The 13974-nt window shown below is 63.0% G+C and carries 13 protein-coding genes; 7 read left to right on the forward strand and 6 right to left on the reverse strand.

Annotated elements, in window-relative coordinates:
- Positions 1-35: 35 nt before the first annotated feature.
- The 5 genes from dnaN to mutM all read right to left on the reverse strand — a co-directional run bounded on the left by dnaN (position 36) and on the right by mutM (position 5501).
- A complete protein-coding gene (gene dnaN / locus AC2FNL_RS02290) occupies positions 36-1157 on the reverse strand; it encodes a DNA polymerase III subunit beta (protein WP_093963609.1) in 1122 nt (373 codons plus the stop codon).
- A 221-nt stretch (positions 1158-1378) separates the two neighbouring features.
- Positions 1379-2770, reverse strand: a complete 1392-nt coding sequence (dnaA, locus tag AC2FNL_RS02295) for a chromosomal replication initiator protein DnaA (protein ID WP_496832113.1) — start codon at positions 2768-2770, stop codon at positions 1379-1381.
- 542 nt (positions 2771-3312) lie between these two features.
- Positions 3313-3576, reverse strand: a complete 264-nt coding sequence (rpsT, locus tag AC2FNL_RS02300; RefSeq protein ID WP_093963612.1) for a 30S ribosomal protein S20 — start codon at positions 3574-3576, stop codon at positions 3313-3315.
- A gap of 230 nt (positions 3577-3806) precedes the next feature.
- Positions 3807-4583: an acryloyl-CoA hydratase gene (gene acuK, locus AC2FNL_RS02305; RefSeq protein WP_093963613.1), complete on the reverse strand. Its 777-nt coding sequence runs from the start codon at positions 4581-4583 to the stop codon at positions 3807-3809.
- A 66-nt stretch (positions 4584-4649) separates the two neighbouring features.
- Positions 4650-5501, reverse strand: coding sequence for a bifunctional DNA-formamidopyrimidine glycosylase/DNA-(apurinic or apyrimidinic site) lyase (gene mutM, locus AC2FNL_RS02310; RefSeq protein ID WP_496832116.1), 852 nt, complete (start codon positions 5499-5501; stop codon positions 4650-4652).
- A gap of 86 nt (positions 5502-5587) precedes the next feature.
- On the opposite strand from mutM, the gene ubiE reads away from it, so the two are divergent.
- Both ubiE and ubiB read left to right on the forward strand, forming a co-directional pair.
- On the forward strand, positions 5588-6340 hold the full coding sequence (gene ubiE / locus AC2FNL_RS02315; protein WP_496832118.1) for a bifunctional demethylmenaquinone methyltransferase/2-methoxy-6-polyprenyl-1,4-benzoquinol methylase UbiE: 753 nt from the start codon (positions 5588-5590) through the stop codon (positions 6338-6340).
- 3 nt (positions 6341-6343) lie between these two features.
- Positions 6344-7873, forward strand: a complete 1530-nt coding sequence (gene ubiB / locus AC2FNL_RS02320; RefSeq protein WP_170342406.1) for a 2-polyprenylphenol 6-hydroxylase — start codon at positions 6344-6346, stop codon at positions 7871-7873.
- A 94-nt stretch (positions 7874-7967) separates the two neighbouring features.
- Here the strand turns inward: ubiB and AC2FNL_RS02325 are convergent, their stop codons facing one another.
- Positions 7968-9143, reverse strand: coding sequence for an acetyl-CoA C-acyltransferase family protein (locus AC2FNL_RS02325; RefSeq protein ID WP_093963617.1), 1176 nt, complete (start codon positions 9141-9143; stop codon positions 7968-7970).
- A gap of 117 nt (positions 9144-9260) precedes the next feature.
- Between AC2FNL_RS02325 and AC2FNL_RS02330 the strand changes: the two genes are divergently transcribed.
- The 5 genes from AC2FNL_RS02330 to AC2FNL_RS02350 all read left to right on the forward strand — a co-directional run bounded on the left by AC2FNL_RS02330 (position 9261) and on the right by AC2FNL_RS02350 (position 13955).
- Positions 9261-9827 (forward strand): helix-turn-helix domain-containing protein, encoded by a 567-nt coding sequence (locus AC2FNL_RS02330; protein ID WP_093963618.1) that lies wholly within the window; start codon positions 9261-9263, stop codon positions 9825-9827.
- Positions 9828-9944: 117 nt separating this feature from the next.
- Positions 9945-11129, forward strand: a complete 1185-nt coding sequence (locus AC2FNL_RS02335; RefSeq protein WP_496832121.1) for a glycine C-acetyltransferase — start codon at positions 9945-9947, stop codon at positions 11127-11129.
- A gap of 14 nt (positions 11130-11143) precedes the next feature.
- Entirely contained in the window at positions 11144-12172 is a 1029-nt protein-coding gene (tdh, locus tag AC2FNL_RS02340; RefSeq protein ID WP_496832263.1) for an L-threonine 3-dehydrogenase, read from the forward strand.
- A 64-nt stretch (positions 12173-12236) separates the two neighbouring features.
- Positions 12237-13124, forward strand: coding sequence for a tryptophan 2,3-dioxygenase (locus AC2FNL_RS02345; protein WP_496832123.1), 888 nt, complete (start codon positions 12237-12239; stop codon positions 13122-13124).
- Positions 13125-13127: 3 nt separating this feature from the next.
- The gene (locus AC2FNL_RS02350; RefSeq protein ID WP_496832125.1) at positions 13128-13955 is read left to right on the forward strand and encodes an alpha/beta hydrolase; all 828 of its coding nucleotides are present in this window, start codon (positions 13128-13130) and stop codon (positions 13953-13955) included.
- The last annotated feature ends 19 nt before the right edge of the window (positions 13956-13974 follow it).

A 13974-nucleotide genomic window follows, 5' to 3' on the forward strand; every position in this document is an offset into this window, starting at 1 on the left:
AACACGCGCTCCGGACGCACCCCGCGCCCGCGCGATCAGACGCGCATCGGCATCACGACATAGACCGCGCTCTGGTCATTGCCTTCGCGCATCAGGGTCGGGTCGCCCGCCGAGTTGAACAGGAACACCGCGTTCTCGCGGTCCACCTGGCTTGCGATTTCCAGCAGGTATTTGGCGTTGAACCCGATTTCCAGCCGTTCGTCGCCATAGGCCACGGCCAGTTCTTCCTCGGCCGCGCCGCTGTCGGGCGCATTCACCGACAGGACCAGCTTGTCGCCGTCCAGCTGCAGCTTCACCGCACGGGACCGCTCGGACGACACGGTGGCCACCCGGTCGACAGCCTGGGCGAACTCGGCCGCGTCCACTTCCATCTTGCGGGTGTTGTTCTGGGGAATCACGCGAGTGTAGTCGGGGAAGGTCCCGTCGATTACCTTCGAGGTCAGCGTGATGTCGGGTGTGGCAAAGCGCACCTTGGTTTCGCTGACCGACACCGCGATGTCCATGTCGTCATCTTCCAGCAGCTTGCGCAGCTCGCCCACCGTTTTGCGCGGCACGATCACGCCCGGCATGTCCTCGGCCCCCGCCGGAAGATCGGCGTCAATCCGGGCCAGGCGGTGGCCGTCGGTGGCCACGCAGCGCAGAACCTTGCCGCCTTCGGGGCCATCGGCCACATGCATGTAGACGCCGTTCAGGTAATACCGCGTCTCTTCGGTCGAGATGGCGAATTTCGACTTGTCGAACAGCCGCCGCAGCAGGGCCGCCGAAGCGGTGAAGTTCGACTGGTATTCCGAGGACGCCATCACAGGGAAATCCTCTTTCGGCAGGGTCGCCAGCGAGAAGTTCGACCGCCCCGCCTCGACCGTCAGCCGGCCAGCCGCGCTGTCGGCCGTCAGCGTGACCAGCGCGCCATCGGGCAGCTTGCGCACGATCTCGTGCAGGGTCGTTGCTGCGACCGTGGTTGCGCCCGCCTTCTCGACCTGCGCGGGGGCCTTGTCGACCACCTCGATATCCAGATCGGTCGCGCGGAACAGAACCTGATCGCCCTCGGCCTCGATCAGCACGTTGGCCAGGATTGGAATCGTGTTGCGGCGTTCCACAACGGATTGGGCCTGCGAAACGGCCTTGAGCAGCGTGCCGCGTTCGATGCTGATCTTCATACCCTCAATTCCTCTGATTTGAGTGCTTACATGGGCGGGACTGGCAAGTTAGCGGTTCAGCCCTGAGGCACAAGGATTTTTTACCGATTTCTGGGTCGGAACGCGCAAACCGTCAAGGTCCCGAGCAGCCCTGCGCCCCAGTTCCGTGGAAATCGTGGAAAAATGCGCACAGAAAAACCGCCCCCGCGCAGGGCCGGGGCGGTTTTCCGAGTTGCAGGGGCTCAGGCTTCGAGCGCGCGGCGCAGCATTTCCACATCTTCGGCGATCTGACCGTCGGTCAGCTTCAGCTCTTCAATGCGTTTGACGCCGTGCATGACGGTGGTGTGGTCGCGTCCGCCAAAGCGGCGGCCGATCTCGGGCAGCGACCGGCTGGTCAACTGCTTGCACAGATACATCGCCACCTGACGCGGGCGGGCATAGGACCGCAGGCGTTTCGGCCCGATGATGTCGGACAGGCGGATGTTGTAATAGTCGGAAACCTTGCGCTGGATCTCTTCGACGGTGATCTTGCGCTCGGAGGCGCGCAGCACATCGGCCAGACAGTCCTGCGTCAGTTCCATGTCGATCTCGCGACCGACCAGCGAGGCAAAGGCGAACAGCCGAGTCAGCGCCCCTTCCAGAACGCGCACGTTGGTCGAGATGCGGTGGGCTAGGAATTCCAGGACACCATCGGCGATCTTCAGGTCGGGATAGGTCTTGGCGTATTGCTGCACCTTGTTCTGCAGAATGCCCAGGCGCAGCTCGTAATCGGTCGGGTGCAGGTCAACCACCAGTCCGCATTGCAGACGCGATTTGACCCGTTCTTCCAGATCCTTGATTTCACCCGGCGCGCGGTCGGCCGAGATGATGATCTGCTTGTTCTGATCCACCAGCGCGTTGAACGTGTGGAAGAATTCCTCCTGCGTCGAATCCTTACCGGCGATGAACTGCACGTCATCGACCATCAGCACGTCGACCGAACGGAACAGGTGTTTGAAATCCATCATCCGGCGTTCACGCAGGGCTTGCACGAAGCGGTACATGAACTGTTCGGCAGACAGGTAAAGCACGTTGAGCTCGGGGCGTTTGGTCTTCAGCTCCCAGGCGATGGCATGCATCAGGTGCGTTTTACCGAGGCCAACACCACCGTACAGAACCAGCGGGTTGAATGTGACGGGGCCGCCCTCGGACACACGGCGCGCGGCGGCATGGGCCAGTTCGTTGGGCTTGCCGACGACGAAGGTGTCGAAGGTAAAGCGTGCATCCAATGGCGCGGCCTGCAGCGACTCGAGCGCTTCATTGGTTCCGTTGCCTTCCGGTGCCAGCTCGATTTTGACAGGCTCGGGCCGGTCTTCGACCGGCTGAGCCGCGGCGGCGGGACGCGCTGGTGAGTTGGCGGCCACCCGGAAGGCCAGGCGCTGAACCGACTCTCCGGCCGTGTTCAGCTCGTACAGAATGAGGTCTGCAAAATTTTGACTGACGTAGTTCCCCATGAAGTTGGTCGGAACCGAAAATACGGCCACGCCTCCCTTCAATTCCTGAAATTCCAGTGGTTCAATCCAGGTCGTAAAATTGTTCCGGCCCACGGCCTTCAGCAATTTGCTACGCAGTTGTCCCCATTTCTCTTGTGTCATCCAGCGCCTCACGCATCCCAATATTTATGACCTAATCGGCCTTATGATTGTGACCGGTATCCCGGTTCTTATGCGTTCACTCGCGCGCAGATATTCAGTCGCCGAAACCCCAAGAATCGGCGGGAATATCAGTGGACACGACGCTTGCCTGTTTGACGGCGACCAAAAAGTACAGCCGCCCAAACCGCGGTTTGCGCCACGCAGTTCTAGTTTTCGACAGGGCTAAGATCATCGGAGTAGCCGAGATCCGCAGCAGATCGTCAAACCGGTTGGCACCGGTTGCCGACATTCGCCCCTGGATCATTCTGATGCCCGTCAGTCCGATCGCAGGAACAGCCTGTCCCCCCAAGCGAGTGAATCGCTGAAACTGTCGTAGCAAGAGGCAGTGGGGCCGGGCAACGAAACTCTGATATTGACTCGGGTCTTTGGGCTAAAGAATCTCTCGGTTTCGTGAAGGCGCGGCATTCTGGCAACAACGCAAAAGGCGCCGCACGGGGCGACGCCTTCGAAACCGGAATGAACCAGCAAACGTTGACGCTAGGTCAACCCAGCGCCTTGACGCGCGCCGACAGGCGCGACATCTTGCGGGCTGCGGTGTTCTTGTGGAACACGCCTTTGGTGACGCCTCGCATCAGCTCGGGCTGGGCCGCGCGCAGTGCGGCGGTTGCCGCGTCCTTGTCGCCGGATGCGATTGCTTCTTCGACTTTGCGCAGGAAGGTGCGGATGCGCGAGCGACGGGCTTTGTTGATTGCATAACGCTTCTCGTTCTGACGAGCGCGCTTCTTTGCCTGGGGCGAGTTTGCCATGTGTCTCTGACCTTTGTTCGGTACGTTTGTCTAGGGTTGCACGTCACGGAATTACCCGCACCGGATCAGAAATCACGAGTGTGAATCGGGCCAAGCGGGCCGCACGCGCATGTATGGTGGCGGTCAATAGCCAAGTTTTCAGTGTTTGCCAAGCCGATTCTTGGCCTTGTTGCCCGCCATGAAAAAAGGCGGGCAGCGCCCGCCTGATCCAACCGTCTTGTCGGCACCGCCTATTTGTCGCGGAACTGGGCCGCGCGCTTTTCAAGGAATGCGGCCATGCCCTCTTTCTGATCTTCGGTGGCGAACATCGAGTGGAACACGCGCCGCTCGAACAGCATGCCCTCGCTCAGCGGCACCTCGTAGCTGCGGTTGACCGCCTCTTTCGCGGCCATCGCGGTCAGCAGCGATTTCTCGGCAATCTTCTGGGCCGCGCCGGTCGCCTCTTCAATCAGCTTTTTGGCCGGCACCACGCGCGACACGAGGCCCGAGCGCTCGGCCTCTTCGGCATCCATGAAACGCCCGGTCAGGTTCATGTCCATCGCCTTGGACTTGCCCACGAACCGGGTCAGGCGCTGGCTGCCCCCCATCCCGGCGATGACGCCCAGATTGATTTCAGGCTGGCCGAACTTGGCGGTGTCGGCGGCGATGATGAAATCGCACATCATGGCCAACTCGCACCCGCCGCCCAGCGCATAGCCCGCCACCGCCGCGATGATCGGTTTGCGGATCGCGGTGATCCGGTCGTTGGCGTCGGCAAACAGATTGGTGGTGTAGACATCGACAAAGCTCATCTCGGACATCTCCTTGATGTCCGCACCTGCCGCGAATGCCTTTTCCGATCCGGTGATGACGATGCAGCGCACCTTGTCATTGGTGTCCGCGTCCTCGAGCGCCTCGCACAGTTCACCCAGAAGCTGAGTGTTCAGCGCGTTCAACGCATCGGGTCTGTCGAGCTTGATTAGGGCGACGTGGTCTTCGATTTCGACGATGATCGTCTCAAAAGCCATGAGGTCTGAGCTTTCGGTTGTTCCGTTCAGGTCCAATTCCTTACCACGCGGAAAACTCGGATCAAGCTATCTTTGGCATTGCGCGCAATAGAAGGTTGAGCGTCCCGACTGGGTGATTCTGCGGATCTCGGCCCCGCAACCCTCGGTCCGGCAGGGCTGGCCCTCGCGCCCGTAGACGTCGAAACTGTGCTGAAAATATCCAAGCTCTCCATCAGCTTGCCGGAAATCACGCAGCGAGGATCCACCGGCCTCGATGGCCTCGGTCAGCACCGTCCGGATCACCGGAACCAGGGCTCCGACACGCCCGGCCGAGATCTGACCCGCCTTGCGACGTGGCGACACTCTGGCGCGGTAGAGCGCCTCGCAGACATAGATGTTGCCCAGCCCGGCAACGATTCTCTGATCCAGCAGCGCCGCCTTGACCGGTGTGCCCCGGCCGCGGAAGGCGTCGATCAGATAGGTCTCGTTGAAATCGTTGCCCAGCGGCTCCGGCCCCAGCACGGCCAGCAGCTTGTGCTGTTCGGCGGTGGCCGTGGGCATCAGATCCATCGCCCCGAACCGGCGCGGGTCATTGAAGGTGATGCGCGCGCCATTGGCCATGTGAAACACCACATGGTCATGCTTCTGCGGCATCGGATGATGATGCACGAACTGGCCCAGCGGATCGCCCGACACGGTCATGCGGCCCGACATGCCCAGATGGATCAACAAAGTCTCGCCGCCGCTCAGATCGGCAAGAATGTATTTCGACCGTCGCCGCAGACGTTCGACCCGCTGACCGGTCAACCGTTCGGCCATCCGCTCGGGAAAGGGCCAGCGCAGATCGGGGCGGTTCACGTTCGCCCTTTCGACCACCACGCCTTCCATCGCCGGGGCAAGGCCGCGTCTTACTGTCTCGACCTCGGGCAATTCGGGCATTAGACGGCTCCTATTCCAAAGGGCCGCATTGTGCCCCGGTTTCCAGGCCCTATAACAGAGACGAAATTCGACGAACGGCAAGGCTTATGTCCGACAACAGCGACAAGACCACTCATTTCGGTTTCGAAACCGTCCCCGAGGCCGAAAAGGCCGGGCGTGTGCAGGGCGTATTCAACTCGGTCGCGTCGAAATACGACGTGATGAACGACGTGATGTCGATGGGCATCCACCGGGTCTGGAAAGACGCGATGATGGACTGGCTGGCGCCACGCCCCAGCCAGCGGCTGCTGGACGTGGCGGGCGGTACGGGCGACATCTCGTTCCGCTTCCTCAAGCGGGCGGGCCACGGCCATGCCACCGTTCTGGATCTGACCGAGCCGATGCTGATCGAGGGCCGCAAGCGCGCCGAGGCCGCGCAGATGGCCGACAGCCTGGACTGGGTGGTGGGCGACGCGATGGCCCTGCCGTTCGAGGACAACACGTTCGACGTCTACACCATCTCCTTCGGCATCCGGAACGTGACCCGCCCGCAAGAGGCCCTGAACGAGGCCTACCGTGTGCTCAAACCCGGCGGGCGACTGATGGTGCTGGAGTTCAGCCAACTGCCCAATGACGGGCTGCAAAAGCTCTATGACCTCTACAGCTTCAACGTGATACCACGAATGGGCAAGCTGATCGCAAACGACTATGACAGCTATCAATACCTCGTCGAATCGATCCGCAATTTCCCCGATCAGGATACCTTTCTGGGCATGGTGCGCGCCGCCGGGTTCGAGAACGCGAAATACCGCAACCTCAGCATGGGCATCGCCGCCCTGCATTCCGGCTGGAAGATCTGACGCATGCGCGGCCCCCACAACATCATCCGCCTGATCCGCACGGGCGCCACGCTGGAGCGCACCGGCGCCATGAACGTGGTGCTGGACGCGTTCGAGGCCCCGCGCGCGTTGCGGATCCTTGCCCACACCTTAGGCAAACCGTTCCAATGGCTGGGCTACAAGGGCGACCCGTCCATGCCGCCGGCGACCCGGGCGCTGACCGCCCTGGGCCCGGCCTACATCAAGTTCGGTCAGGTCCTGTCCACGCGCCCCGATGTCGTGGGCGAAGAGCTGGCAGAACAGCTCCGCGTCTTGCAGGACAAGCTGCCCCCCTTCCCACGCGACGTGGCCATGGCCGAGGTGGAAAAGGAGCTGGGCCAACCTCTGGATGAGATGTTCTCGGAATTCAGCGAACCGATCGCGGCCGCCTCGATCGCGCAGGTCCACAAGGCCAAACTGGCCAGCACCGGCGAGGATGTGGCCGTCAAGGTCCTGCGCCCCGGCATCGAACGCGCGTTCCGCAAGGATGTGGATGCGTTCTATTTCGCCGCCCGGATCGTCCAGCTTTTCGCCCCCGGCGCGCGCCGATTGCGCCCGATGGAAGTGATCGAGCATTTCGACGGCGTCGTCCGCGGCGAACTGGATCTGAGGCTCGAAAGTTCGGCAGCCTCGGAATTTGCCGCCAACACGCAGAATGACGAAGGCTTCTGGCTGCCGCCCGTGGTCTGGTCCCTGTCGGCGCGCCGGGTCATGACGCTCAGCTGGGCCGACGGTATCCCCTTGGGCGACAACGCCGCGCTGGACGCCGCCAATCACGACCGCCGCGACCTGGCCGAGCGCGTGCTGCGCCTGTTCCTGCTGCACGCCCTGCGCGACGGCTTCTTCCACGCCGACATGCACCAGGGCAACCTCAAGGTCGCCGCGAACGGCGACATCATCGCCTATGACTTCGGCATCATGGGCCATATCGACGAATACACCCGCCGCGTCTATGCCGAGATTCTCTTCGGCTTCATCCGCCGTGACTACAAGCGCGTGGCCGAGGTGCATTTCGAGGCTGGCTACGTCCCGGCTGACCAGGACGTCGATGAATTCGCCCGCGCCCTGCGCGCGGTGGGCGAGCCGATCTTCGGCATGGATGCCACCCATATATCGATGGGCCGCCTGCTGAACTACCTGTTCGAGGTGACCGAACGCTTCGGTATGGAAACCCGCACCGAACTGATCCTGCTGCAACGCACGATGGTGGTGGTCGAAGGCGTCGCCCGCTCGCTCGACCCGCATATGAACATCTGGGAGGTCGCCCGCCCCGTTGTCGAGGACTATATCAAGCAGTCCATCGGCCCCCGCGCCGCCCTGCGTGATTTTGGAAAAACAGCGCTGGTTCTTGCGCGGTTCGGGCCCCGCCTGCCTGATCTGGTCGAAAATGCCCTGATCGCCCAGACCCGCAAGGATGATCCATCCGGCTCAGATTTCTGGCCCAAGGCCATTCCCGCCGCAATCGGGGCCGCCGCCGGGGCAGTGGCCGTCCTGATCCTTTCGGGCCTGGGCTGAAAGGCGCCCACGCTTCATCTGGCAGAAAATATCCTCGGGGGGAATCGCGCTTTGGCGCGATGGGGGGCGGACAGCCCCCCTGCCCAGCCCGGGGTCAGAGCCGCTCGATCGCGATGGCAATCCCCTGCCCGCCACCGATGCACATGGTGATCAGCCCTTTCGACCCGCCGATGCGCTCCAACTCGTACAGAGTCTTCAGGGTGATGATCGCCCCGGTGGCCCCCACCGGATGACCCAGGGCGATAGCCCCGCCATTCGGGTTCACCTTGGCCGGGTCCAGCCCAAGTTCCTTGTTCACCGCCAGCGCTTGTGCGGCAAAGGCCTCGTTGCTTTCGATCACATCGAAATCGCCCGCCGACAGGCCCGTCCGCTCCAACAGGTTGCGCACGGCCGGAACGGGGCCGATTCCCATCACCTCGGGGCGAACACCAGCATGGGCATAGCCCAGGATGCGCGCCTTGGGCGTCAGGCCGGCTTTCTCGGCGGCTTCCGCCGTGGCCAGAACCATCGCCGCTGCGCCGTCATTGATGCCCGAGGCGTTGCCCGCAGTCACACGCCCGTCCTTCTGGAACACCGGCCGCAGCCCGGCCAGGGCCTCGGCCGTGGTGGCCTTGGGATGCTCGTCGACCTTGAAATCGACCATGTCGCGCTTGACCTTGACCTGCACCGGCGCGATCTGGCTGTCGAAATAGCCCGCCTCAATCGCGGCCGCCGCCCGCTGCTGGCTGGTCAGCGCGAACGCGTCCATCTCCTCGCGCGTGATCTGGTGTTCATCGGCCACGTTCTCGGCGGTGACGCCCATATGCCCGGTGCCAAAGGGGCAATTCAGCGCGCCCAGCATCATGTCCAGCGACTTGATGTCGCCCATCTTGGCGCCCCAACGCGCCTGCGGAACGATGTAAGGACTGCGCGACATGCTCTCGGCGCCGCCGGCCACGGCAAATTCGGCATCCCCCAGCATCAGCGATTGAACTGCCGATACAATGGCCTGCGCGCCCGACCCGCACAGCCGGTTCACGTTCATCGCCGGAGTGCCATTCGGAATGCCCGCCTGCATCGCCGCGACGCGCGACAGGTACATGTCGCGCGGCTCGGTGTTGATGACATGCCCGAACACCACATGCCCGATCTGGTTGCCTTCGACGCCGGATTTCTCAAGCGCAGCCTTGGTCACGACGGTGGCCAGATCGATCGGCGCGGTCGCGGCCAGCGACCCTCCGAACGTACCGATTGCGGTGCGGGCACCATCCAAAATCACGATGTCGGTCATGTCTCTCTCCTCTTGGATTTACGCGCAGTATGCACCCGCAGCATGGGCCTGTCGCGCGGGACGTTCCGTCATCGGCGGAATTGACAATTCGCGCTCGGACGCGCAAGAAATTCCGCCATGACGGAAAATTCAGACGATATCCTGACACGCCTGCCCGCCCGCCTGAAAGAGGCCCGGCGCGCCAAGGGCCTGTCACTGGAAGCGGTGGCCAATCTCAGCGGCGTCTCCCGGTCGATGGTCAGCCAGATCGAACGCGGCGAAAGCAGCCCCACGATCTCGACCCTGTGGAACCTGACCCGTGCGCTGCAGGTCGATTTCGCCGGTCTTCTGGAAGAGTCTGAGACCACCGACCAGATCGAAGTGCTGCGCAGCGCCGAAGTGCCCAGCATCGACAATATGGGCCAATCCTGCAGGATCCGCATCCTCTCGCCGCCCGAGGAGGCCGGCGGGCACGAGGTCTATGATATCCGGTTCGACGCGGATGGCGCGCTAAACAGCCAGCCCCATGCCCGCGGCGCGCGCGAACAGCTGACCGTGCTGGAAGGGACCGTCCGCGTCACCTCGGGCGCCGCAACGATGGAGCTGCAGCAGGGCGACACGGCCCGGTATGCGGCCGACGTGCCCCACGCCATCGCGGCGACGGACGGACCCGCCCGCGTGTTCCTGATCGTCAAGAACGCCTGATCCGCGCACATCAGCCGAATTCCGCCTTCACGGATTTTTTTCCGCCATACTGAAAATCTCCTATTTGGGACGCGCGTCCGTTATGTTAGATACGCGACTCAGAAGAAGGAGATCGCCATGGCTGATGCATTCCTGTCCCACGTTTCGGACACCCTCTCGCAGATCAAGGCGGAAGGCCTGTACAAGACGGAACGAATGATCACCTCTCCCCAGGGCGGCGAGATCACGGTGGGCGGACGTCAGGTCATCAACCTGTGCGCCAACAATTACCTGGGTCTGGCCGACCATCCGGCGCTGATCGAAGCCGCGAAGAACGCGATGGAGACCAAGGGGTTCGGCATGGCCTCGGTCCGGTTCATCTGCGGCACGCAGGACATCCACCGCGAGCTGGAGCAGCGACTGGCCAAGTTTCTGGGCAAGGACGATTCGATCCTGTTCGCGGCCTGTTTCGACGCCAATGGCGGGCTGTTCGAACCCCTGCTGGGCCCCGAGGATGCCATCATCTCGGACAGTCTGAACCACGCCTCGATCATCGACGGGGTGCGGCTGTGCAAGGCCAAACGCTATCGCTACATGAACAATGACATGAACGACCTCGAAGCCTGGCTGAAACAGGCGCGCGAGGACGGGGCACGGCACATCATGATCGCCACCGACGGCGTGTTCTCGATGGATGGATACCTGGCCAATCTGCCCAGGATCCGCGAACTGGCCGACAAATACGACGCAGTCGTGATGGTCGATGACTGCCACGCCACCGGCTTCATGGGGCCGCGCGGCGCGGGCACGCCGGATCATTTCGGCGTGGACGTGGACATTCTGACCGGGACATTGGGCAAGGCACTTGGGGGGGCAATCGGCGGTTACATCGCCGGGCCGCAGCCAGTGATCGACCTGCTGCGGCAGCGGGCGCGGCCCTATCTGTTCTCGAATTCGCTGCCGCCCTCCATCGTCGCCGCCGGGCTTGAGGCGATCCGCCTGGTCGAAGAGGGCGACATGCTGCGCAAGCAACTGTTCGGCAATGCCAAATACTGGCGCGCCGGGCTGGAAAAGCTGGGGTTCGACCTGCTTCCGGGTGAACACCCGATCATTCCCGTGATGTTGGGCGAGGCGCAGCTGGCGCAGGACATGGCCGCCCGTCTGTTCGACGAAGGCGTCTATGTCTCGGGCTTCTTCTTCCCGGTGGTCCCGCGCGGCCAGGCCCGCATCCGCACCCAGTTGAACGCGGCGCTGACCCGAGACGAACTGGACCGCGCCCTGGCCGCCTTCGGCAAGGTCGGCAAGGCGTTGGGGGTCATCTAATGCGACCCAACACGATGAAAGCGCTGGAGAAGTCCAAGCCCGAGGAAGGGTTGTGGATGGTACAGGCCCCGGTCCCCGAAATCGGCCCCGACGAGGTTCTGATCCGCGTGACGAAGACCGGGATCTGCGGTACCGACATCCATATCTGGAACTGGGATGAATGGGCGTCGCACACGGTGCCCGTCCCCATGATCACCGGTCACGAATTCGCCGGCGAGATCGTCGAACTGGGCCGCAATGTGACCGGGCTGAAGATCGGCCAGCGCTGCTCGGGCGAGGGCCACCTGATCGGCACCGACAGCCGCCAGAGCCGCGCGGGCAAGTTCCACCTGGACCCGGGCACGCGCGGGATCGGGGTGAACGAACAGGGCGCCTTTGCCCAATATCTCAAGCTGCCGGCCTTCAACGTGGTACCCCTGCCCGACGACATCCCCGACGAGATCGGCGCGATACTCGACCCGCTGGGCAATGCGGTGCACACCGCCCTGAGCTTCGATCTGCTGGGCGAGGACGTGTTGATCACCGGCGCCGGCCCGATCGGGATCATGGCCGCCGCGGTGGCCCGCCACGCAGGCGCCCGGCATGTGGTGATCACCGACATCAACCCAGACCGGCTGGCGCTGGCGCAGCATGTCGTGCCGTCGGTCCGGGCCGTGAATGTGGCCGAGGAAGAGCTGCAATCGGTGATTTCCGACCTGGGCATGAGCCAGGGTTTTGACGTGGGGCTGGAAATGTCGGGCTCGCAGGCGGCGCTGGACCAGATGGTTGAAGCGCTGGTGATGGGCGGCAAGATCGCCCTGCTGGGCATTCCGCCCGGCAAATCGCCCGTCGACTGGAGCCGCATCGTGTTCAAGGCGATCACCATCAAAGGCGTCTACGGCCGCGAGATGTTCGAGACATGGTACAAGATGATCGCGATGCTGCAGAACGGGCTGGATGTCAGCCGAGTCATCACCCATCGCTTTGCCGTCGATGATTTTGCGCAGGGCTTTGCCGCCATGAAGTCGGGAAAATCGGGCAAGGTGGTGCTGGACTGGGCCTGACCCTCTGGATAGTTGCAAACGCACCTTCTAGACAGGTGCGCACACATGCCGGGGAGGACATGAAATGGCCGACAATGCCAAGGGCGACCGCCCGCTGGAACGCGGAGTCGAAGACACGCTGGTGACCGATTTCGCGGGCACGCACCGCAAAAGCTATGGCGACTTCCTGCAGCTCAAGACCCTGCTGAACCTGCAGAAAACCTTTCAGGACCCGGCCCAACCCGATGAGATGCTGTTCATCATCATCCACCAGGTCAGCGAGCTGTGGCTGAAACTGATGCACCATCAGCTGGTCGAGGTGCGCCGGTTCCTGCAGCAGGATGAGTTCGGCCCCGCGATGAAGAACCTGGACCGGATCAAGGCGATCCAGAGGCAGCTGATCGCCGCATGGGAAACCCTGCTGACCATGACGCCCGCCGACTACATGACCTTCCGCAAGGCGCTGGGCAATTCATCCGGCTTCCAGAGCTACGGCTATCGTCAGATCGAGTTCATTCTGGGCAACAAGGACACCGCCACGCTGAAGGTGCATGAACACGACCCCGAAGTGATGGAGATGCTGACCGCCGCCCTGGTCAAGCCGTCGCTGTATGACGAGGTATTGCACATGCTGGCGCGGCAGGGTTTTAACGTGCCGCAAGACCTGCTGGACCGGGACTATTCGAGGACCTATTCCGGCGATCCGCGCATCGTCGAGATCTGGGCCGAGATCTACCGGAACACGGGCCGGTATTGGGACCTGTATGCGCTGGCCGAAAAACTGATGGATGTGGAATCGCTTTTCCAGCGTTGGCGCTTCGACCATGCGACCGCCGTCGAACGTGTGATCGGTATGCAGCCCGGCACCGGCGGCTCCAGCGGCGTGGCCTTCCTGCGCAAAGCGCTGGAGCTGCGATTCTTCCACGATCTCTATGACGTGCGCACCGACCTGATGTATGGCGGACAGGGCTGAGCCATGCTGTATCGCGGATTTACCCAAGACGAGCTGGAACGCGAATACGCGCCCAGTTCGATGATTGGCGGTGACCTTGCGCCCTATCTGGCGGCCTTTTCGGCGCTCAGCGCGCAGGCGCGGGCGCAACTGACGGTGCAAGAGAACCTCGGCTATGGCGACACGCCCGCGCAGGTGCTGGATTTCTTTCCCGCCCGCACGCCCAATGCGCCGCTGCATGTGTTCATCCATGGCGGCTATTGGCAGGCGCTCAGCCAGCGCGATTCGGCGATGATGGCGCCCGCGCTGGTCGAAGGCGGGCAGGCCTTTGCAACGGTGAACTACACGCTCGCCCCCGACGCGCGGCTGGGCCAGATGGTCGATGAATGCCGGACCGCGCTGCTATGGCTGGCCACCCGGGCCAAGTCGCTGGGGTTCGATGCCTCGCATGTCACCCTGTCCGGGCACAGCGCCGGTGCGCATCTGGCAGCGATGGTCATGGCGACCTCGGCCGACCAATTCGCCCGGATCGGCCTGCGGGTACGCGAAGTCATCTTGATCAGCGGCGTCTACGACCTGGAACCGATCAGCCTGACCCCAGTCAACGATCCGCTGCAGCTGACCCCGGTCGAGCTGCACGACCTGTCCCCCATCCTGAACCTGCCGGCGCCCGGGCCGCGCTATCGGGTCACGGTGGGCGAGCGGGACACGGGCGAGTTCATCCGCCAGAGCCGCGACTATGCCGAAGCGTTGCGCAAGGCCGGGCATGCCGTCAGCTTTGACCTGCAGCCGGGCACGCACCATTTCGACATCATCCTCAAGGACGGGACGTTTCTGAACAACCACCCCTGAATGTGAAAACGGCGGCCCC

The sequence above is a fragment of the Ruegeria sp. CRTD044 genome (genome assembly GCF_059613485.1).

Coding starts and splice junctions, on each gene's coding strand:
- tdh (WP_496832263.1), top strand. CDS start 11,144: ATGAAAGCGCTGGAGAAGTCCAAGCCCGAGGAAGGGTTGTGGATGGTA.
- AC2FNL_RS02325 (WP_093963617.1), bottom strand. CDS start 9,143: ATGACCGACATCGTGATTTTGGATGGTGCCCGCACCGCAATCGGTACG.
- AC2FNL_RS02350 (WP_496832125.1), top strand. CDS start 13,128: ATGCTGTATCGCGGATTTACCCAAGACGAGCTGGAACGCGAATACGCG.
- ubiE (WP_496832118.1), top strand. CDS start 5,588: ATGTCCGACAACAGCGACAAGACCACTCATTTCGGTTTCGAAACCGTC.
- dnaA (WP_496832113.1), bottom strand. CDS start 2,770: ATGACACAAGAGAAATGGGGACAACTGCGTAGCAAATTGCTGAAGGCC.
- mutM (WP_496832116.1), bottom strand. CDS start 5,501: ATGCCCGAATTGCCCGAGGTCGAGACAGTAAGACGCGGCCTTGCCCCG.
- AC2FNL_RS02345 (WP_496832123.1), top strand. CDS start 12,237: ATGGCCGACAATGCCAAGGGCGACCGCCCGCTGGAACGCGGAGTCGAA.
- ubiB (WP_170342406.1), top strand. CDS start 6,344: ATGCGCGGCCCCCACAACATCATCCGCCTGATCCGCACGGGCGCCACG.
- rpsT (WP_093963612.1), bottom strand. CDS start 3,576: ATGGCAAACTCGCCCCAGGCAAAGAAGCGCGCTCGTCAGAACGAGAAG.
- dnaN (WP_093963609.1), bottom strand. CDS start 1,157: ATGAAGATCAGCATCGAACGCGGCACGCTGCTCAAGGCCGTTTCGCAG.
- AC2FNL_RS02330 (WP_093963618.1), top strand. CDS start 9,261: ATGACGGAAAATTCAGACGATATCCTGACACGCCTGCCCGCCCGCCTG.
- acuK (WP_093963613.1), bottom strand. CDS start 4,583: ATGGCTTTTGAGACGATCATCGTCGAAATCGAAGACCACGTCGCCCTA.
- AC2FNL_RS02335 (WP_496832121.1), top strand. CDS start 9,945: ATGGCTGATGCATTCCTGTCCCACGTTTCGGACACCCTCTCGCAGATC.